At 74.0% G+C, this 19,837-nt stretch carries 20 protein-coding genes; 8 read left to right on the top strand and 12 right to left on the bottom strand.

Annotated elements, in window-relative coordinates:
- Positions 1 to 61 precede the first annotated feature (61 nt).
- The 11 genes from G401_RS0115330 to G401_RS0115280 all read right to left on the bottom strand — a co-directional run bounded on the left by G401_RS0115330 (position 62) and on the right by G401_RS0115280 (position 9,646).
- Complete coding sequence (locus G401_RS0115330; protein ID WP_027343190.1) at positions 62 to 910, bottom strand: HpcH/HpaI aldolase/citrate lyase family protein; 849 nt, start codon at positions 908 to 910, stop codon at positions 62 to 64.
- Complete coding sequence (locus G401_RS0115325) at positions 907 to 2,070, bottom strand: acyl-CoA dehydrogenase family protein (protein WP_027343189.1); 1,164 nt, start codon at positions 2,068 to 2,070, stop codon at positions 907 to 909. Before G401_RS0115325 ends, G401_RS0115330 begins: the two co-directional genes overlap by 4 nt.
- Entirely contained in the window at positions 2,055 to 2,465 is a 411-nt protein-coding gene (locus G401_RS45935; protein ID WP_034591733.1) for a Zn-ribbon domain-containing OB-fold protein, read from the bottom strand. The genes G401_RS0115325 and G401_RS45935 overlap by 16 nt, the downstream gene beginning before the upstream one ends.
- Complete coding sequence (locus G401_RS0115315; RefSeq protein WP_027343188.1) at positions 2,462 to 3,577, bottom strand: thiolase C-terminal domain-containing protein; 1,116 nt, start codon at positions 3,575 to 3,577, stop codon at positions 2,462 to 2,464. The genes G401_RS45935 and G401_RS0115315 overlap by 4 nt, the downstream gene beginning before the upstream one ends.
- Before the next feature lie 82 nt (positions 3,578 to 3,659).
- Positions 3,660 to 4,094, bottom strand: a complete 435-nt coding sequence (locus tag G401_RS45930) for a MaoC/PaaZ C-terminal domain-containing protein (RefSeq protein ID WP_064741771.1) — start codon at positions 4,092 to 4,094, stop codon at positions 3,660 to 3,662.
- Positions 4,091 to 4,558 (bottom strand): FAS1-like dehydratase domain-containing protein, encoded by a 468-nt coding sequence (locus tag G401_RS0115305; RefSeq protein ID WP_027343187.1) that lies wholly within the window; start codon positions 4,556 to 4,558, stop codon positions 4,091 to 4,093. Before G401_RS0115305 ends, G401_RS45930 begins: the two co-directional genes overlap by 4 nt.
- Positions 4,555 to 5,514: a RidA family protein gene (locus G401_RS54735; protein ID WP_051366697.1), complete on the bottom strand. Its 960-nt coding sequence runs from the start codon at positions 5,512 to 5,514 to the stop codon at positions 4,555 to 4,557. Before G401_RS54735 ends, G401_RS0115305 begins: the two co-directional genes overlap by 4 nt.
- Positions 5,511 to 6,938 carry an MmgE/PrpD family protein gene (locus tag G401_RS45925; RefSeq protein WP_051366696.1) on the bottom strand — a complete coding sequence of 476 codons (1,428 nt, stop codon included), beginning with the start codon at positions 6,936 to 6,938 and terminating at the stop codon, positions 5,511 to 5,513. The genes G401_RS54735 and G401_RS45925 overlap by 4 nt, the downstream gene beginning before the upstream one ends.
- On the bottom strand, positions 6,931 to 8,130 hold the full coding sequence (locus G401_RS0115290; protein ID WP_027343185.1) for a CaiB/BaiF CoA transferase family protein: 1,200 nt from the start codon (positions 8,128 to 8,130) through the stop codon (positions 6,931 to 6,933). Before G401_RS0115290 ends, G401_RS45925 begins: the two co-directional genes overlap by 8 nt.
- Positions 8,127 to 9,128, bottom strand: a complete 1,002-nt coding sequence (locus tag G401_RS0115285) for an LLM class flavin-dependent oxidoreductase (protein ID WP_027343184.1) — start codon at positions 9,126 to 9,128, stop codon at positions 8,127 to 8,129. Before G401_RS0115285 ends, G401_RS0115290 begins: the two co-directional genes overlap by 4 nt.
- Positions 9,129 to 9,130: 2 nt before the next feature.
- On the bottom strand, positions 9,131 to 9,646 hold the full coding sequence (locus G401_RS0115280) for a MaoC family dehydratase (RefSeq protein ID WP_027343183.1): 516 nt from the start codon (positions 9,644 to 9,646) through the stop codon (positions 9,131 to 9,133).
- 76 nt (positions 9,647 to 9,722) lie between these two features.
- On the opposite strand from G401_RS0115280, the gene G401_RS0115275 reads away from it, so the two are divergent.
- Together G401_RS0115275 and G401_RS45920 are read left to right on the top strand one after the other, a co-directional pair.
- Positions 9,723 to 10,430, top strand: a complete 708-nt coding sequence (locus G401_RS0115275) for a hypothetical protein (protein WP_027343182.1) — start codon at positions 9,723 to 9,725, stop codon at positions 10,428 to 10,430.
- Between the two features lie 86 nt (positions 10,431 to 10,516).
- Positions 10,517 to 11,407, top strand: coding sequence for an alpha/beta hydrolase family protein (locus tag G401_RS45920; protein WP_051366695.1), 891 nt, complete (start codon positions 10,517 to 10,519; stop codon positions 11,405 to 11,407).
- A 166-nt stretch (positions 11,408 to 11,573) separates the two neighbouring features.
- Here the strand turns inward: G401_RS45920 and G401_RS0115265 are convergent, their stop codons facing one another.
- On the bottom strand, positions 11,574 to 12,449 hold the full coding sequence (locus G401_RS0115265; RefSeq protein WP_027343181.1) for an IclR family transcriptional regulator: 876 nt from the start codon (positions 12,447 to 12,449) through the stop codon (positions 11,574 to 11,576).
- 163 nt (positions 12,450 to 12,612) lie between these two features.
- Between G401_RS0115265 and G401_RS52765 the strand changes: the two genes are divergently transcribed.
- Genes G401_RS52765 through G401_RS0115235 form a run of 6 tightly spaced genes read left to right on the top strand, consistent with a single transcriptional unit; the run spans position 12,613 to position 19,807 of the window.
- On the top strand, positions 12,613 to 13,605 hold the full coding sequence (locus G401_RS52765) for a flavin reductase (RefSeq protein ID WP_169734196.1): 993 nt from the start codon (positions 12,613 to 12,615) through the stop codon (positions 13,603 to 13,605).
- The gene (locus tag G401_RS0115255; protein WP_027343180.1) at positions 13,602 to 14,888 is read left to right on the top strand and encodes an acyl-CoA dehydrogenase family protein; all 1,287 of its coding nucleotides are present in this window, start codon (positions 13,602 to 13,604) and stop codon (positions 14,886 to 14,888) included. The genes G401_RS52765 and G401_RS0115255 overlap by 4 nt, the downstream gene beginning before the upstream one ends.
- On the top strand, positions 14,885 to 16,381 hold the full coding sequence (locus G401_RS0115250) for an aldehyde dehydrogenase family protein (protein ID WP_245601726.1): 1,497 nt from the start codon (positions 14,885 to 14,887) through the stop codon (positions 16,379 to 16,381). The genes G401_RS0115255 and G401_RS0115250 overlap by 4 nt, the downstream gene beginning before the upstream one ends.
- Positions 16,378 to 17,235: an isocitrate lyase/PEP mutase family protein gene (locus G401_RS45910; RefSeq protein ID WP_034591730.1), complete on the top strand. Its 858-nt coding sequence runs from the start codon at positions 16,378 to 16,380 to the stop codon at positions 17,233 to 17,235. Before G401_RS0115250 ends, G401_RS45910 begins: the two co-directional genes overlap by 4 nt.
- The gene (locus tag G401_RS0115240; RefSeq protein WP_034591728.1) at positions 17,232 to 18,371 is read left to right on the top strand and encodes an FAD-dependent oxidoreductase; all 1,140 of its coding nucleotides are present in this window, start codon (positions 17,232 to 17,234) and stop codon (positions 18,369 to 18,371) included. The genes G401_RS45910 and G401_RS0115240 overlap by 4 nt, the downstream gene beginning before the upstream one ends.
- Entirely contained in the window at positions 18,368 to 19,807 is a 1,440-nt protein-coding gene (locus tag G401_RS0115235; RefSeq protein ID WP_027343177.1) for an aldehyde dehydrogenase family protein, read from the top strand. The genes G401_RS0115240 and G401_RS0115235 overlap by 4 nt, the downstream gene beginning before the upstream one ends.
- Positions 19,808 to 19,837: the final 30 nt, after the last annotated feature.

The raw sequence follows: 19,837 nt of genomic DNA, 5'->3' as shown, positions 1-19,837 counted from the left end.
TTGATCATGTGATGCGTATACGTCGCCAGAAGGCCGTTTTCGACGTATACGCATCACCTGATCAAGGGGCGAGGGGCGTGGGTGGGGCCAGGGCGAGGAGGCGGCGGGCCGACCGGGCCACGGCCTCGTCGATGAAGCGGCCGTGGGCGTCCACCGCCACTCCTCCGCCCGCCGCCGCGAGCCGGTCCAAGACGTCCTGGGCTGCCGCGACCTGCTCCGCGGAAGGCGTGAACACCTCGTGGACTGCCGGCAGCTGCGCCGGGTGGATGCAGGCCCGCCCCTGGAAACCCAAGCGGCGCAGGGATTCGGAAGACTCTCGCAGCCGGTCGAGGTCGCGGAAGTCGGTCGACACCGGCCCGAGCGGCGGCGCCAGGCCCGCCGCGGCGCTCACCGCCACCACGTGGCTCCGGGCGTAGAGCAGTTCGTCCGGGCCGGGCGTCACGCCGAGATCCGCCGCGAGATCCGCCTCCCCCAACTGCATCCGGTGTACGCGAGGCGCCCCGGCCAAATCCAACGCCCGCAGCAAGGCAGCGGCGGACTCGATCAGTGGCGAGACCTTGACGTGGCCGGGGGTCAGACCGACGAGTTCCTCGGCCCGGGTCAGCACCTCGTTCAGAGCGCGGAGTTCGTCGGCGGTCTCCGTCTTCGCCAGGCAGATGCCGGAAAGCCACGGTCCCGCGACCGCCTCGGCGTCGGCGAGTCCGGCGGGGCCGGGGTTGACGCGTACCCAGAGGCGGGGGGCGGGGTCGGTGACGGTGGCGAGGAAGGCGGCGACCGCGTACCGGGCGTCTTGCTTGGCTGCGGGAGGGACGGCGTCCTCCAGGTCGATGATCAGGCTGTCGGCTCCGGAGGCGAGGGCCTTGGCCAGTTTCGCCGGGGCGTCGCCCGGTACGTAGAGCGCCGACCTCATCCGATCCGGCCCTTTCCGCCGAGCAGCGCCCGGGCGATCACGATGCGCTGGATGTCGTTGGTGCCTTCGCCGATCATCATCAGCGGGGCGTCGCGGTAGAGCCGCTCGACCCCGAACTCCGGCGAGTAGCCGTAGCCGCCGTGCACCTGCATCGACAGCAGGGCGCACTCGACCGCCGCCTCGGACGCGTACGCCTTGGCCATGCCGGCTTCGAGGTCGACGCGGTGACCGGCGTCCGCGCGACTCGCCGCCCAGTGCACCAGCAGGCGGGAGGACTGCACCCGCATCGCCATGTCGGCCAGTTTCAACTGGATCGCCTGGAACTCGCCGATCTTCTGGCCGAACGCTTCGCGCTGGCCGGCGTACGCGAGGGCGGCGTCGTAGGCGGCCTGGGCGATGCCGAGCGCGCGGGCGGCCACGTTGATCCGGCCGATCTCCAGTCCGGAGAGCACCTGCTGCATGCCCCGGCCCTCGACGCCGCCGAGCAGGTTCGCGGCCGGTACGCGTACGCCGTCGAAGACGATCTCGCAGGACTCGGTGCCCTTGTAGCCGAGCTTGGGCAGGTCCCGCAGCACCTCGAAGCCCGGCGTGCCGGCCTCGACGAGCAGGACGGACATGCCCTTGTGCGCCGGGGTGGCGGCGGGGTCGGTCTTGCAGAGCACGGGCAGCGGGTCGGCGTGCCGGGCGTTGGTGATCCAGGTCTTGCGGCCGTCGAGGATGTAGTCGTCGCCGTCGCGGCGGGCGGTCGCGCGGATGCCCTGCAGGTCGGTGCCGGCGTCCGGCTCGGTCAGCGCGATCCCGGTCCGGCGGCGGCCGGCGGCGAGGTCGGGCAGGTAACGCTCCTGCTGCTCCGGGGTGCCGTGCCGGGCCAGCAGCCAGCACGACAGCGAGTGGCTGCCGAGGATGCCGGCGATGCCCATCCACGCCTTCGAGATCTCCTCGAAGACGATCGCGAACGAGACGAGGTCGACGGCGAGCCCGCCGAACCGCTCCGGCACGGTCAGCCCGAACAGGCCGAGCTCGCGCATGGTCGCGACGATCTCCTCGGGATAGCGGCCGGACGCCTCCCACTCCGCGGCGACCGGCCGGATCTCCCGGTCGACGAACACGCGCATCGTGTCGCGGAACAGCTTCTGTTCCTCGGTCAGCTCGAAGTCCATGGGCTCTCCGGGTCGGGGTGGAAGACCGGCAGGCGCCGGCCGTCGGGCAGCGGTCGCCAGGCGAGGCGTACCGGCTGGTCGCAGTGCGGCTCGGCGGTGCCGGTCAGGTGGGTCAGCAGGATCGGGCCTTCGGCGAGGCGTACGCGCGCGAGCACATACGGAACGGCGGTCCCCGGTACGGCAGCACGATGGACGACGGTGAAGGAGTCGACGATGCCGGTGCCGGTCGCCTCCTCGAACGACAGGTCGCCCGCGCCGCAGGCGGTGCACAACAGGCGGGGCGGGTGCTGGGCGCAGGCGCAGCGCGTACAGCGCTGGAGGAGGAGGCGGCCGTCGCGGGTCGCGTCCCACCAGGGTGCGGTGACCTCGTCCACCGGGATCTCGTCTTCGGTCACGGGCGGACTCCCAACAGGACGGTCGCGTGGCTGGACCCGATGCCGCCGATCCCGTGCACCAGCGCGGTACGCGCCCCGGCGACCTGCCGCGCCCCGCACTCCCCGCGCAGCTGGCGTACCGCCTCGACGAGCAGGAGGACGCCGAGCTGGCCGGGATGGCAGTAGGACAGCCCGCCGCCGGTGGTGTTGACGGGGACGCCGGTGAACGCGGTCCCCTCGCCGGGCGCGCAGAAGCCGAGCTGCTCCAGGGCGAGCGGCACGCTGACGGTCGCCGCGTCGTAGATCTGCGCGACGTCCACGTCCGCCGGTCCGAGGGCCGCCCGGGCGTACGCGCGGGCGCCCGCCTCGGCCGCCCCGGTCGCGAGCAGGTCGTCGGGACTCGCCATCGCGCTGTGCGTCACAGCCTCCCCGTAGCCGAGGACGAGCACCGGCTCCCGGCGCAGATGCCGGGCGCGGGCGGCCGAGGTCAGCACGATCGCCCCGCCGCCGTCGGTGACGAGACAGCAGTCCAGGACGCCCAGCGGCGACGACACCATCGGCGCGCCCAGCACGTCGTCGACGGTCAGCGGCGGCTCGGCGTACCGGAAGGCGGCCGGATTGAGCCGGGCGTACGCGCGCGCCCGCACGGCGATCGACGCCAGGTCGGACCGGTCGAGGGCGTAGGTGTGCAGGTACCGCTGAGCCAGCAGCGCGTAGTAGGACAGCGGCCAGAGCGGCTGGTACGGCTGCTCGAACTGGGCTTCCGGCGTGGCGGGATCGTAGGCGCCGCCGATCGACCGCGACCGGGCCGACCGCTGGTTCGACGCGTACGCGATCACGACGACCGAGCACTGGCCGGCCTCGATCGCCTGCGCGGCCCGGGCGACGTACATCTCGAACACCGCCCCGCCGGCGGCGGTCGAGTCCGTCCACGCGGGACGGATGCCGAGCTGGTCGGCGAGCTGCGTGGCCGGGAAGCGGCCGAGCCCGGTGGTCGCCAGGCCGTCGACGTCGCACGGCGACAGCCCGGCGTCGTCGAGCGCCCGGCCGACCCCCTGGGCCAGCAGGTGCTGCGCCGACCGGCCGGTCCGCCCGAGGTCGCACTCGGCGGCCCCCACGACGGCGACGCTCATACCGCCAGCTCCCGTCCCCGCGAACAGGTCCGCAGGCGGGTCCGCGGGCAGATCCGCCCGGCCGTGGAGACGACGGCCGCGCTCACCCGAGGATCTCCCCGGTCGAGGTCAGCAGGCGCAGCCGGGCGAGCCGGTCCGCCGACGCGAGCCCGACCTCGGCACCGGCGGGGCGGACGGCGATCCGGCCGTCGGCGGGTACCTCCACGCGGAGGTCCACCGACACCACGTCCAGGTTCACCGCGGTGACCTGGCCGGTACAGCGGACCGTCTCGCCGGCGTACACGGGGGCGGCGAAGCGCAGGTGCAGCGAGCGCAGCACGGCGCCGGGCCCGGCCCAGCCGAGGACCAGCTCGGCCAGGAGCGCGCCGAACATCTGGCCGTCCACGATCGGGGCGGGCAGCCCGCGCCCGGCCGCGTACGCCGCGTCGTGGTGCAGGCGGTGCCAGTCCCAGGTCGCCCCGGCGTAGGCCACGAGAGTCGAGGGGGTCAGCGCCCAGTCCCGGGTGAAGGCCATCATGCGGCCACCGCCACGTACAGCAGCGTCTCGGTGTTCACCGCGAGGAGGTCGCCGTGCTGGTTCCGGTAGGTCGCGGTCGACGTGACGACCAGCATCGCCTGCCCGGCGCCGGTGACGCGCTCGTCCATGCCGGACAGCCGCCACGTCACCGTGAGGACGTCCGAGGCGCGGGCGGGCTGATGGAACTCGTACCGGTTGCCGCCCCGGACCAGGCGGGTGCCGGGCACGTCGAGGTCCCAGCCGTGGCCGGCGTACCCGTCGGCGTCGGGGGTCCGGCCGGCGTACTGGTTGGTCTCGCAGATCAGGGTCGGCGGCGCGATCGGGTCCGGTCCGGCGTACTCGGGCCGGGTCGAGCCCACGGCCAGCGCGAAGTAGCGGATCGACGCCGCGCCGAGCTCCTCCGGCGCGGTGTAGACGAGTTCCCGGCCGATCTCGGCCCGCAGCTCTTCCGTCAGCAGCTTCACGGCAGCACCGCCCGGGGAACGACCTCGATCAGGAACTCCGGGCGCAGCAGCCCGTCGCAGACCACCGACGTCACGGCCGCGTCCGGGAAGCGTTCCCGGCGCAGCGCCGCTAGGCCGCCGTAATCCGGGGCGCCGGCGGGGGTCACGTACTCGACGAGCGCCACCGCCCGTGCTCCGCCCGCCGCCGCGAGGACCGCCGCGATGTTGTCGTAGACGAACCGCGCCTGCGCGAGCAGGTCGCCCGCGTGCACGGCCAGCTGCGTACCCGGGTCGAGCGCGCCGAAGCCGGAACCGAAGACCTCCCGCCCGGCCACCACCGCGGGTTTGTAGGTGAGCGTGTCGTACCGGTCCCAGCCCGGGTTCACGGCCCGCAGGTCGCCCCGCGCCGCGAGCACGTCGAGCGCCACGTGCGCGCCCGGTGCCAGCGGATGGTCGGCGAGGATCCCGGCGGCCCCCGGATGCACCGGCCCGTCGCCGAGCAGGTCGCGGCGCGGTCGGCCGCAGCGCGCGTACTCGCCGCGGGTGGCGGTCGCCGTGTAGTCCACAGTGGAGACCAACGAGCGCAGGTCGAGGCCCGCTCCCGCGAGCAGCTGTCCGGCCCGCTCCAGGCACCACCGGTACTGGTCGCGGAACTCCCCCGCCGCCGTCCACAGCGAAGGCAGATGCACGATCCCACCGGCCTCGCGGAGAATCTCACCGTCCACGTCGATCAGAAGACCACCGCCGGCGTACGCCGAGAGCCCGACTCGATACGCCTCAGCGCTGCCGGGGAAGCCGCGTACGGGGATGCGGGACACGGGCACCCGGTGGCCGCCGAGGAACGCGACCCGGTCGGCGGCCACGGCGGCGGGGTCGGCCGCGGGCGTGACGTATTCGGCGACATGCACGACGTCCGCAACAGCGACACCGCTCAGCTGCGCATAGCCGCCGGTCGCCGGGTGATGGGCGAAGGTCATCCGAGGCTCCTCACGATCTCCGCCACCGTGGCGGCGGTGTCCAGCGCGTCCGACAGCCGGGCGGCCCGGCCGGGCCCGAAGGCACCGATCGCTTTACGGCGCACCAGGTCGGCGGCGCCGGGATCGTCCGGCCCGCCGCCGCTGCGATCGACTTCGGTGGTGACGGTCCGGCCGTCGGTCAGCGTGGCGACGATCCGGCCGGGCGCGTCGGCGGCCACCGTCGGTGCCGGTCGCGGCTCCACGCGTACGCGGGAAAGGAGCGCGAGGACGTCGGGACGGTCGTGGGCCGCGAAGCAGTCGGGTTCGAGTGTTCCGTCGAGGAGCATCGCGGCGACGCACCAGGCGGCGGAGAACTTGGCGGCGTACGCGTCCGCGGGCGCCGCGGTGCCGCCCACGATCGGCAGCGCGTCCGGGTGCAGGGCGATCGACAGGCTCGCCAGGTCGGCGACGGCGATCCGACCGCGCAGCCGGTACGCGGCGTCGACGGCGGCGTGGCTCAGCTGGCAGGCGGCGTAGGGCTTGATCGTGATGCGGGCCGCCTCCCATCGCGTGCCCAGGCCACCCGCGAGCCGATCCTCATCCGCAGTGGCCCCGGCGAGCGCGGCGAAGAGCCCGGCCCGCCCGGTCAGCGGCGCGGCCGGGCCGGTGCACCCGGCGGCCGCGAGCCGGGCCGCGAGGATCCCCGAGTACGCGCTGAACCCCGGGTGCAGCTGCTTGGTCGACGATCCCGAGTGGAGGAATTCGAGCAGGCCGCTGGAGCCACTGGCGGCGATGCCGATGGCGGCGGTCAGCCCGGCGGCGTCGAGCCCGGCGAGCCTGCCCGCGGCGACGGCGGCCGCGATCGTCCCGCAGGCGGACGTGGCATGCACTCCGCGGCTGTGGAACGCGTGCGGCGCCGCGGCCCCGAGCCGGCAGACCACCTCCACTCCCGCCACGTACGCGGCCACGAACTCCGTACGCGATGCCGAGAACTGCTCGGCGACGGCCAGCGCGGCCGGGGCGACGGCGACGGTCGCGTGCACGAGGCCGCCCGCGTGGGTGTCGTCGAAGTCGAGGGCGTGCATGGCGACGGCGGTGGCGAACGCGGCGGCCGGCGCCCCCACCCGTCTCGGCTGCCCGCGCCCATCCGGCGACGCGAGGGCTTCCGGCGTGCCCGAGCCGAGGAGGGTCGCCTCGGGTGGCCCGCCGAGACCATCCGCCACCTGCCGCGCGGCCGACGCCGCCGGGGTGGTACGCCCGGCCGCCCAGCAGGACAGTCCGTCGAGCAGATGCCGCGAAGCCGCCGCCCGGACCTCGGCCGGGAGATCGGCGTAGGTCAGCCCGGCCGCCCAGGCGGCGAGCGCGGCGGCCGGGTCCGGCCGGTCGGGCGGTCCAGGCCGGTCAGGCGGTTCAGACCGGTCAGGCGCTTCAGGCAGGTCAGGCACCGAAGGCCCCCTCGCCGGTCAGCCGGGCGATCCGGGCGCTGTCGTAGCCGAGCAGGTCCCCGGTGATCGCGGCGAAGTCCTCGTTGCGCCGGGGCGCCCGGCGGTACTCGGGTGCCTGGCCGCCGACGCGGACCGGCGAGGCGACCTGGCGTACGCGGCCGTAGCGGGGGTGTTCGGTCTCGACGATCATGCCCCGGGCGGCCGTGTGCGGATCGGCGAGCGCGGCGGCGACGTCGTTCACGGGTCCGCACGGGACGCCGGCGGCCGTCAGCAGGTCCAGCCATTGGGCCGAGGTGCCGGTGAGGAACCGTTCTTCGAGCCCGGCCAGCAGTTCGGCGGCGTGTTCGCGGCGGCCGGCGAAGGTCGCGTACCGGGGGTCGTCGGGGAGGTCGAGGACGTCCGCGAGGCGCCGCCAGAACTTCTCCTTGGCGCAGCCCACCACCAGCCAGCCGTCGGCCGTCGGGAACACCTGGAAGGGGACGAGCGACGGATGCGCCGACCGCGCGGTACGCACCGGCGTGAACCCCGCGCTCAGGTGCCACGTCGCCGGGTAGGTGAGCAGGCCGATCGCGGTGTCGAAGAGGCTGAGGTCGCAGTCGAGCCCGACTCCGTCGCGCCGGGCCGCGTGCACCCCGGCGAGCAGGGCGATCGCCGCGACCAGGCCGCCGCAGTAGTCCACGAGGGACAGTCCGGACTTCGCGGGCGGCCCGTCCGGTTCACCGGTCAGGTCCATCCACCCCGCGATGCCCTGCAGGATGTAGTCGTAGCCGGGCTGGGCCGAACGCGGCCCGGTCATCCCGAACCCGGTCAGCGAGCAGCACACGATGCGCGGGTTGAGCGGCGCGAGGTCGGCGTACGCGAGGCCCATCTTGGCCGGCACGTCGCCGCGCAGGTTCGAGTAGACCGCGTCGGCGGTGCGGACGAGGTCGCCGAACACCTCCCGGCCGGCCGCCGTCGTCAGGTCGAGGCTCAGCGAGCGCTTGTTGCGGTTGAAGGTCTCGAAGAACAGCGAGTCCTCGCCGTCGGCGTCCCGGTCGGCGTACGGCGGCACGTAGCGGCCGACGTCCCCGCCGGACGCCGGGTCCTCGATCTTGATGATGTCGGCGCCGAGGTCGGCCAGGTGCAGGCTGCCGAACGGCCCGGCGCCGTACTGCTCGACGGCGACCACGCGGACATCGGCCAGCGGTCTCACGACAGTCCTCCCAGCAGTTCTATCAGCCGGTCCTGCGCGGCCCGGATCTCCTCGGGTGGCAGACCGTAGGTGGGCGGCGAGAGCTTCACGGCGTCGGCGATTCCTTCGTACGCGGACAGCCGCGCGGCCACCTCGTCCGGCGTACCGCTGAGGGTGAAGGCCGCCGCCATTTCGCGGGACACCAGGTGACCGAGGGCCTCCGCGGGCGTACCCGACCGCAGGGCCGTCACGGCTGCCGCGTGCTCGTCCGGGTACGCGGCGAACAGCTCCGCGTAGCTCTGCACCCCGGCGTAGAAGCCGACGGTGGACCGGGCCCGGTCGAGCGCCCGGCCGGGATCGGGGTCGACCGAGCAGCACGCGGACACCACGACCTCGGGCCGGTTGCCCGAGCGGGCCGCCCCCGCCGACAGCCTCGGCAGGATGCGCGTACGCAGGACGTCGGGCGGGCACAGCTCGTGGGACAGCCAGCCGTCGCCGACCTCGCCCGCGAGCGCGGTCATGGCCGGTCCGACTCCGGCGAGGTACACCGGGATCGCGGGCCGCGCCGGTGAGTAGGGTCGCCGCCAGCCGCGTACGGAGATCGATCGCGATCCACTATGGACGATCGGGTCGCCGGTGTGGGCCAGCGCCACGACCCGCCGGACGATCTCGACCGTATCGCGCATCCGGGTCAGCGGCGGCTCGAAGACGGCGTCGTGCCAGGACTCGTTGAGGCGGCGTACGCCCGCGCCGAGGCCGAGGCGGAACCGGCCGCCGCTCAGCTCGTCGAGGTCGAGCGCGCTCAGGGCGGTCACCATCGGGCTGCGGGCGAAGGCGAGGGCGATCCCGGTGCCGATCCCGACGGAGGTCGTCGCGACGGCGATGGCGGCCGCGGCGACGATCGCGCTGCGGTGCAGTTCGGGCACCCACACGACACCGGCGCCGGCCGCCTCCGCGCGCCGGGCGGCGTCGGACAGCTCGGCGAGCGTCTCGCCCCACGGCTGGAAGTCCAGGCGCACGGTCAGCCCCGGACCGGCGGGAGTTCCAGCGGACCGGTCTTCGCCACGGGGAACACGCCCTTGTCGTGCGGGGCGTCCCGCCGGTAGACCATCACCGTCCGCGTCCACGACATGACCTCGTCGCCGTCCTGGTTCAGCCCGCGCGTACGGCAGCCGACGATCCCCGCGTACGGGCGGCTGGCCGACGGGCGGGCCGCGGTCACGATGGACTCGGCGAACAACGTGTCGCCGACGAACACCGGATGGGTCAGCGTGATCTGCTCCCAGCCCAGGTTCATGATCGCGTTCTGACTCATGTCCGACACGGACAGTCCGAGCACGATCGCCACCGACAGGCCCGAGTTCACGATGAGGCGGCCATAGGGGGCGCGCTGCGCGTACGGGGCGTTGAAGTGGTTCTGGTTGGTGTTCATCGTCAGCAGCGTGAACCAGGTGTTGTCGGCCTCGCTGACCGTGCGGCCGAGCGGATGCTGGTACACGTCGCCGACGGCGAAGTCCTCGAAGTAGCGGCCGGCCATGCGGCGACGCTAGCCACCGGCGAGACCGCCCGTCAAGAGCTTGTTTCTCACAGCGAACCGATGTTTCCATTACGCGATGGGACCTCACGCGCACGGCTGGTGGATTCTGCTGCACCTCGTCCTGTTCGTCTTCTGGCTCGGCGGCGACCTCGGCGTGTTCTGGTCGAGCCGGTTCGTGCTCAAGCCGGACCTGCCGCCGGCGGCCCGCGCGACGGCCTTGAAGATCATGGGCGGGCTGGACCTCGGCCCGAAGATCTGCCTCGTCCTGTTCCTGCCGAGCGGCATCACCCTGATGTCCCTCGACCCGCACGGCGCCCGGGCCTTCGGCCTCGACCCGTTCGCGTGGCCGGTCGTCGTGGCGGTATGGCTGTTCGCCGGAGCGTGGCTCGCGGCGACGATCTCCGATCACCACCACCCCGGCCGCCGCCCCTGGGTACGCCGGGCCGACTGGACGATCCGCATCACGCTGGTCGCCGCCCTCGGCGCCACCGCGGTGTACACCCTCGCCGCCGCGCGGCCGTTCGGGGTGGACACGAATCCGCGCTGGCTCGGCGCCAAGCTCCTGCTCTACACCGTGGCGATCGCCTGCGGCCTCGGCATCCGGCTGACCCTGCGGCCGTTCGGCGCGGCGTTCGGCGCCCTGATGACCTCGGGCTCCACACCGGACGGCGAGCGGGCGATGAAACGCGCCATCGACGGCTGCCTGCCGTACGTGTGGGGCATCTGGATCAGCGTCCTGGCCGCCGCCGCGCTGGGCGTCCTGAAGCCCTTCGCACACCTGTAGGCATTGACTACCGTCCACATCGACTCTCATGATGTCTCGCTATGAGAAACAGTGTTTCACTGAAGGAAACGTCCAGGCGCATTCTGGTGGCCGTCGCCGCACTGGCCGCCGTCGTCGCGGGAACGATCGCGGTCCCGGCCCCGGCGCAGGCGGCGTACCACTCGGTGCAGACGTACACGACGAGCGTCAACGGCGACGCCGCCGACGTCTACGCACCGCAGACCTCGGTCGCCCACGACCCGTGGCCGGTGGTGCTGCTCCTGCAGGGCGCCAACGTCGGCCGAGCGCAGTACGCCCAGTTCGCGGCCAAGGTCGCCGGCTACGGCTTCGCGGTCGTGGTGCCGGACCACTTCCAGGTGCTCTACGGCCAGCCCGGCCTGTACGCCACCGGCGACGAGGCCGCGTGGACGGTGGCCTGGGCGGGTGCCGAGAACACCCGGACCGGCTCGCCGCTCTTCGGGCAGCTCGACGCGGGCCGGCTGCTGCTGCTCGGCCACTCGTTCGGCGGGGCCGCCGGGCTCAGCCTGGCGACCGGCCTGTGCACCCCGCCGTTCTGCGCCGTCCCGACCCCGGCCCCGGTCCAGCTGAAGGGCGCGGCGTTCTACGGCGCCAACGCGGGAGGCGCGCCGGTCATCGCCAACACCGTCCCCGTCGCGCTGGTCCAGGGCGACGCCGACGGGATCGCGGCCCCGGCCGCCGGGCTCGCCGCGTACCAGAGCGTGCAGGCTCCGCCCAAGCTCTACGTCCTCGTCGGCGGGGCGAACCACTACGGGATCACGAACACCCAGAATCCGGCGGGCGCCCGGCCGGACCTGTCGGCGCAGACGCTCGACCAGGCGGTCTCCGTGGAGACCGTCGCCCGGTGGAGCGCGTACTGGCTGCGGGCGCAGCTCGGCGACGTCGTCGGCCAGGCCTGGGTCTACGGTCTCGGCGACGCCCTCGACACCGACGTCACCACGGTCTTCGCCGCCCACTGAGCCCAGCGGCCCGCCCCGCCCCCGCCCCCGCCAAGATCCCGTTTGGATCAGGGAAATCACCCGAATCTTGGACCAAGATTACGTGCGAAAACCTGATCCAAGCGGGATCTTGGCGCGGGTGCGGGTGCCGGTGCGGGTGCCGGTGCTGGTGCTGGTGGCGGGAAGATCAGGCCGGGATGTGGCCCAGCTGGGCCGAGACCCGGCCGGCCGCCGCGACGACGGCTTCGGCCAGGGTGTCGTCCTCGTGCTGGAAGCGCATGGCGGGGCCGGCCACCGACAGGACCGCCACCACGTGCCCGTCGTGGTCGAAGACGGGCGCCGCGATCGACGCCGCGCCGATCTGCCGCTCGCCGGCCGAGGTCGCGTAGCCGCGCTTGCGGATGGCGGCCAGCTGCCTGCGCAGCTTGGCGGGGTCGGTCACGGTCTTCTCGGTCACCGCGGTCAGCGGATGCCGTTCGAGGTACGCGTCCACATCGGACTCCGTGCCGAAGGCGAGGAACACCTTGGACGAGCCGCCCGCGTGCAGCGGGTACGGAATGCCGAGCGCGACCTCCATGCGCAGTTCCTGGTCCGGCACCACCTGGTCGACGTAGAGCCGGGTGTCGCCCCGGCGCAGCGACAGCGTGGCCGTCTCGCCGGTCGTCGCCGACAGCTGCCGCAGCTCCGGCGCGGCCATGGCCCGCAGGTCGGTCCGGGCCAGGTACGCCCGGCCGAGCGCGATCGCCGCGTGGCCGAGCGCGTACCGGCGGGTGTTGGGGTCGACCGTGATCAGGTCGCGGCTGCGCAGGGCGGTGAGGATGCGGTGAACCGCGGCCTTCGTGAGGTCGAGCGCGGTGGCGATCTCGGTGACGCCGAGGTCGGGCTGGCCGCTGCGGCCGAACAGCAGCAGCACGTCCATCGCCCGTTCGACGGCCGCGATCGAGCGCGATCCGCTGTCCCCGTCGTCCTCCGCGGCCGCCGGCCGACCGGACGCGTCCCGGGCTGCGGTCGCCTTCGCGGCCCGGCCGCCGGACGCCGTCCTGGCGGTTGTAGTGCTCGCCACGTCCCCTCCTCAGCTGACTTCGCGCCAGTCTAGAGCCCGCACCGGCGCGCGTACGCGACCCTCGGGGGCGTTGACACGGCGCGGCCGATGTCGTTACCTTCACGGTAACAGTGTTTCCTTATGCGAAACGATACTCCGAACCGGCGAGCGGCGGGTGATCCGGGTGGACGGCACGCACCTGCGTACCGTGCTCAGCCAGTGGCCGAGCGGCGTCGCCGTGGTCACCACCGTAGCGAACGAGCCCGCCGGGCCGCGCCCGCACGGCATGACCGCCAGCTCCTTCTCCTCGGTGAGCCTCGATCCGCCGCTGGTCTCCGTGTGCCTCGGCAACCACCTGCCGACCCGCGGGCTCATCGCCGCGCGCGGCGCCTTCGCCGTCAGCTTCCTCGGCAAGGACCAGGCCGAGGTCGGCCGCCGCTTCGCCGGCCAGCACCCCGCCGGCACCGACCGGTTCGCCGGCCTGTCCTGGCTGACCGGCCCGACCGGCTGCCCGGTCCTCGCCGACGCCACCGGCTGGCTGGAGTGCACGGTCGAGCACGCGTACCCGGGCGGCGACCACACCATCTTCGTCGGCCGCGTGCTGGACGCCGGGATACCGCGCGTCACCGCGCCGCTGCTGTTCCACTCGCGGTCCTGGGGGCAGCTCGCCGACCCGCTGCCGGGCGAGATCGTGCTCACCCTCGCCGATCCACCGCTCCTGCAGGTGTACGCGCCGGGCGAGGCGGCCGCCGCCGCCGCCGCAGCGGCCGGCCGCACGGTCTACGTGGCCGACGCGTTCCACCCCGATCGCGAAGCCGACGTGCTCGCCACGCTGGACGCGCTGGCGGCCGTCCCCGGTGTGCGCATCGGCTGCGCCGAGGAGACTCCCGCCTCCCCCTTGCAGGTACGCCGAGTCCTGCAGGACGCCGTCGTCCGCGTACGCCCGCACGAGTTGCGCGTACGCCTGCACGGTCACCACCGTCTCGGCCTGGTGAACGCGCTCGTGGCGATGAAGAGCGGGGTCAGCCGGTTCGACGCGGCCCGGGACGCGGGCGGTGGCCTGCTCGCCGCCGCGGACCTGGCCCACCTGGCGCGCCAGCTCGGTGTGGCCTGCGTGGAAACCCCAGACGCCGAAAACCCAGAGTTGGAAAGCCGAACGGAGAGTGGGCGACGATGAGTGACCGGCTGACCGGCGAACGTCTCGTCGGGGACATGACCGACGCCGAGCGCGACCGGGCCCGGCGCGTCGAGCAGGTGCTGCCCGCGCTGCGCGCGGCGGCCGAGCGGGCCGACGCGGACGGGGTCTTCCCGGTGGAGCACGTGGCGCTGCTGCGCGACGCCGGGCTGCTGGGGCTGGTGGTGCCGCAGGAGTTCGGCGGTCTCGGCGGTACCCTGCGCGACCTGGCCGCCGCCACGTACGCGATGGGCACCGCGTGCCCGTCCACCGCGCTGGCGTACTTCTTCCACAACACGAGCGCCTCGCGCGGGCTGCTGCCGCTGGAGGCGATCGACGCGGGCCTGTTCGACCCGGCCGACGTGCCGACGGTGCGCGCGTTCGCCGAAAAGGTCCTCACGACGATGGCCGGCGGTACGTGGCTGGCGAACTTCGCGAGCGAGGCGGTCAAGAGCGCGAGCGCGAACATCGCCATCGCGACCACCGCCACGCCGTCCACACGCGACGGTGCCGAGGGCTGGCTGATCACCGGCGAGAAGTCGTTCGGCTGCGCCACCGGCGTCGCCGACACCTACCTGGTCACCGCCCGCGTCGACGGCACCACGACCGCCGAGGGCCTGGCCCTGTTCCTGGTGCCGCGGCAGGCGCCCGGCGTGGCCGCCCGACCGGCCTGGGACGGGCTCGGCATGCGCGGCTCGGCCAACCACGGCATCACGCTCGACCAGGTCTGGGTGCCGGCGGCCGACGCGCTGACCGTGCCGGGGGCGTTCGTGAAGATGCTCCAGTGCAGCCGGGGCAGCTTCGTCGGCAACCAGCTCGCGATCACCGCCGTCTACGTCGGCTGCGCGCAGGGCGTCTACGACGAGACCCTGCAGCGGCTCACCGCCAAGACGTTCGCCGACACCGGCCGCCCGATCGCCGAGAGCCCGATGCACCAGGTCATCATCGGCGACATGACCGAGAACCTGCAGACGGCGTACCTGTGGCTGCGCCGGCAGCTGGAACTGGAGACGTCCGAGCCGCCGCTCGTACCCAAGAACGAGGTCTACCAGCAGTGGCGGATGGCGAAGGGGTCCATCTGCGAGAACGCCTTCGCCGTCGCGATGGGCGCGTTCAAGGCGTCGGGCACGTCCGGGGCGACCATGCACGGCACGATGGGCCGGGCGCTGCGCGACCTCGCCATGGGGCTCGTCATGACGTTCCCGCCCGAGCGCGGCCGGCTGGAGGTCGCGGCGATGGTCACCGCCGACCGGGCCAACGACCTGTTCGCGAGCGTGGCTCGATGACCTCGCCGGATCCCGCCGCCGATCCGGTGGCCGGGGTGATGGTGCCGGATCCCGCCGCCGATCTCGTCGCCGGCGTGTGGCGGGAGGCGCCCGCCGGGGACGGCCCGATCCTCGAGAACCCCGCCACCGGCGAGCCGCTGCGGCCCATCGCCGTGACCCCGGACGACCGCGTCGAGGCCGCGCTCGCCCAGGCCGCAGCGGTTCAGACCTGGGCGGGCACACCGGCCGCCGAGCGGGCCGAGGTCCTGGACGCGGTCGCCGTCGCCGTCGAGGCCGCGGCCGAGCGGATCACCACCTGGGAGGCGTACGCGACGGGGGTCCCGGTCCGGCAGACCGCGATCCTCTCGGTGATCCTCGGCGGCGCCTTCCGGCTCGCGGCCGCCCAGCTGCGGGAGGGCTGGACGGCCACCACCGCGGTACGCGAAGACGGCCGCACCGTCCACATCGAACGGTTGCCCTGGGGCCCGGCGGTTTGCCTGGTGCCCTGGAACGCCCCGGCGCCGATGGCGGCGCACAAGGTGGCCAACGCGCTCGCCGCGGGCTGCCCGGCGATCCTCAAGCCGTCCGAGTACGCGCCCTACGGCAGTCAACTCCTGGCGACCGCGATCGACGAGGGGCTGCGCGGATGCGGCGTACCGGCCGGGGTGTTCCAGTTCGTCCACGGCGCGGCGGCGACCGGCGCCCGGCTGGTGGGTGACGACCGCGTCCGCGCCGTCTCGTTCACCGGCGGCCTCGCGGGCGGCCGGGCGGTCGCCGCGGCCTGCGCCGCCGGGATGAAGCCGGTGCAGCTGGAACTCGGCGGCAACAATCCGCTCATCGTGCTGCCGGACGCGGACACCGGCGCGGCCGCGCGGGCCGCCGCCGACCTCCTGACGACGCTGAACGGCCAGTGGTGCCGGGCGCTCGGCCGGCTGATCGTGCCCGCCGACCGGCACGACGAGATCGTGGCGGCCGTGCTCGACCGGCTGGGCGGCCTGGCCGTCGGCGATCCCCTCGACCCCGCCACCGACTTCGGGCCGCTCGTCCACTCCGGACACAGGGCGGCCGTGGCGGCCGCCCGCGACCGGCTCGGCGGGACCGTGCTGGCGCCGGTACGCGTACCGGCGGCGGGCAACTATCTCAGTCCGGCCCTGGTGACGGGGGCGGATCCGGCCGCGACGACCGAGGAGATCTTCGGACCGGTGGCCGCCGTGCACGCGTACGCGACCGTCGACGAAGCCGTGGCCCTCGCCAACGGCACGCCCTACGGGCTGGAGGCGTACGTGCTCGGCACCGACGAGGACGCGGCGCTGGCCGTCGCGCGACGCGTACGCGCGGGCGAGGTGAAGGTCAACGGTTCCAGCATCATGAGCCTGCACCTGTTCACGCCGCGACCGGCCTGGGGACTGTCCGGCCTGTCGGAGGAGGGTACGGCGGAGACGCTGCGCTTCTTCACCAACGCGCGGGTGATCGGGGTGGAGGGCGGCTTCGCGCTGCACGGGCGGTCCGCATGAGCCTGCGTACGCTGCTGGCCGCCGATACGGTCACCCACCTGCCCGGGGTGTACGACCCGCCGACGGCGGCGCTCGCGGTGCGGGCCGGTCACCACGCGGCGCACCTGTCCGGGGCGGCCTGCGCGGCCCTCGACCTCGGCCTGCCCGATCTCGGCTACGTCCACGGCACGCACATCGCCGCCCGGGCCGCGGCGATCGTGCCCCACCTGCGGAAGCGGCCGCTGCTGGCGGACGCCGACACCGGTTACGGCGACGCGTTGCAGGCCGTCTGGACCGCCCGCCGGTACGCCGCCGCCGGTGTTTCCGGTCTGCATCTGGAGGACCAGGTGCAGCCGAAGCGCTGCGGGCACCTCGCCGGCAAGGAGCTGATCGGGGTCGTGGCGGCCGCCCGCAAGATCAGAGCGGTCGCCGAGGCCGGTACGGGTCTCGTCATCGTGGCGCGCACGGACGCCTACTCCGAGCACGGGCTGGCCGAGGCGATCGAGCGCGCGGTCGCGTACACGGCGGCGGGGGCGGACGCAGTGTTCCTCGAAGGCGTCGACGATCCCGCCGACCTGGCCCGGGCGCACGAGGCGACCGGTGCCCCCCTCGTCGTCAACCGCTCCGAGGCGGCGGGCCCGCGCCCGGTCGCCGGGGACGCCGAACTGGCCGCGGCGGGCGTACGCCTGATCCTGCATCCGGTCGCGCCGCTGCTCGCTGCGTTGGCCGCGGCCCGCGACGTCTACGAGAGCCTGGCCGCGACCGGCCGCGTCACGCGGGAACGCCTGCCGTGGCGGGACTTCACGGATCTCGTCGGGCAGGACGAGGCGCTGGCTCTCGACGCCCGCTACGCGACCGAGGCAGGCAGATCATGAAGGTGATCGTCGTCGGGGCCGGGCCGGTCGGGCTCGCCGCCGCCCTGGCCCTGCTGCGCCGGGGCGTGGACGTCCTCGTCCTGGAGGCCGGCGAGTCCCTGGCCGCCGAGTCCCGCGCGTCGACATTGCACCCGCCGACCCTGGAGATCCTCGACGAGCTCGGCGTCATCGAGGACGTGCTGCGGCGCGGGCTGCGGGCGCCGACGTTCGCGTACCGGGACCGGGCCGAGGGGCACGTGGCGACCCTGGATCTCGGGCTGCTGGCGGGCGACACCCGTTATCCGTTCCGCGTACAGCTGGAGCAGTCGAAGCTCACCCCGATCCTGCTCGGCGCGATCCTCCAGGCCGGCGGCGACGTACGCTTCGGCCGCCCGGTCACCGCCGTTGAAACCACCGGTACCGTCCACACCGGAACGGGCACGCATCACGCGGACTGGGTCGTCGCCGCCGACGGAGCGCACTCGGCCGTCCGACGGAGCCTGGGCCTCCCCTTCGAGGGCATGACGTACGCCGAGCGCTTCCTGGTCGCGTCGACCGACGAAGACCTGACGGAGATGCTGCCGGACCTGGCCGCCGTGAACTACGTCTTCGATCCGGTGGACTGGTCGGTGCTGCTGCGCACGCCGGACCACTGGCGGGTGCTGCTGCCGACCCCGGGCGATACCGAGGACGACGCCGAACTGTCCCGGATGGACGGACGGCTGCGGTCCATCGCCGATCCCGGGCGGCCCTGGCGGATCGCGCACACCACGATCTACCGCGTGCACCAGCGGGTCGCGGCGGACTTCCGGGCCGGCCGGGTGCTGCTGGCCGGGGACGCCGCGCACGTCAACAACCCGCTCGGCGGGCTCGGCATGAACTCCGGCATCCACGACGCGATGGCGTACGCCCGCGCGATCGCCGATCCGGGCGCCTGCGGGGACGACGTCTTCGCCGCCGCCGACCGCCGCAGGAAGACCGCGCTGGACTACGTCCAGACCGTCTCGCACCAGAACTACCAGCGGCTGTCCGCCGCCGATCCCGGGCAGCGGCGCGCGTACCTCGACGAGTGGCGGGCGGTCGCGGCGGACCCGGTGCGCGCCCGCGCGTCCCTGCTGCGCTCGTCGATGCTTGCCTCGATGCCGGCGGCGTCGTGATCTCGCGCTTCAATCCCGCCCGGACCCGCGAGCTCGTGGGCACCGTCCGCGTGACGCCGCCGGCCGCGATCGAGCGCATCGTCCATTTCGCCGGGTACGCGCAGCGGGCCTGGACCGCGACGGCGACCGCGGAGCGGTGCGCCCTGCTGTCCACCGCCGCCGACCTGGTCCAGCCGAAGATCGCCGAACTGGCCACCCTGATGGCCCGCGAGACCGGCAAGGTACGCGCCGACTGCGCGGGCGAGATCGGCTTCGCGCTCACGTTCCTGCGCTGGGTCGCCGGGCGCGCGCCGGCCGTCCTCGCCGACCGGGTGACCGACGACGACCTCGGCCGGCTGCTGCTGCGGCGCTCGCCCTACGGGGTGGTGGCCGCCATCACCCCGTGGAACGCCCCGGTGATCCTCACGATGCTCAAGGTCGGCCCCGCCCTGGCCGCCGGGAACGCGATCGTCGTGAAGCCGTCGCCGCTGGCGCCCTTCGCCGTCGAGGCGGTCATGAAGATCATGGCGTCGGGGCTGCCCGAAGGCGTGCTGCAGGTGGTGCAGGGCGACGGGGACACGGGGGCCGCGCTGGTCGGCCACCGGGGCGTGCACAAGGTCGCCTTCACCGGCGGTTCGGCGGCGGGCCGGCTGGTCGCGGCGGCGGCGGCCGGGCAGACGACGCCGTGCGTGCTGGAACTCGGCGGCAACGATCCGGTGCTGCTGCTGCCCGACGCCGACCTGTCCGCGGAGCCGATGCGCCGCCTCGTCATGGCCGCGTACGCGACCAGCGGGCAGGTCTGCATGGCCGCCAAGCGGGTCTACGTGCCGGCCGCCCGGCACGAGGAGTTCGTCGCCGCCTTCACCGAGGCGGCGGCCGGTCTGCTGCGGGTCGGCGATCCGCTCGCCGAGGGCGTCACGATGGGCCCGGTGATCACGGAGCAGGCCGCCGCCCGTGTCGAGTCCCTTGTGGAGGATGCCGTCGAGCGGGGCGGCCGGGTCCATCCCGTCGGGACGGTCGCCCCGGACACCGACTGGGACGGCGGCCATTTCGTGCGGCCCGTGCTCGTCGCCGGCCTGCCCGACGACGCGCCGCTGGTGGCCGAGGAGCAGTTCGGGCCGGCCCTGCCGGTGCTGGCCTACACCGCCGAGGACGACCTCGTCGCGCGGGCCAACGCCGGCGATCTCGGGCTCGGCGCCTCCGTCTGGTCCGCCGACGAGGAGCGCGCGTTCGCGCTGGCCGGACGGATCGAGGCCGGCTTCGTCTTCGTCAACACGCACAACCGGACGGGCATGGCCCTGCGGGCACCGTTCGGCGGGGTGAAGCGGTCGGGCTACGGCCGGGAGTACGGCGACGAGGGCATCACCGAGTACGCCCAGACGCGCGTGCTGCACGCCCCGGCCTCGTTCCGGCCGGGGGCGGCCGGTTCCGCCTCGCCCACCGCCTATCCGTCGTGATCCGCCGGCCGGGGAGCTGACCGAGAGGGG

The sequence above is a fragment of the Hamadaea tsunoensis DSM 44101 genome, assembly GCF_000428945.1.
Lineage (GTDB): Bacteria > Actinomycetota > Actinomycetes > Mycobacteriales > Micromonosporaceae > Hamadaea > Hamadaea tsunoensis.
Note: the sequence above shows the minus strand (reverse complement) of the source record. Positions and strands in the feature narration are given on the sequence as shown.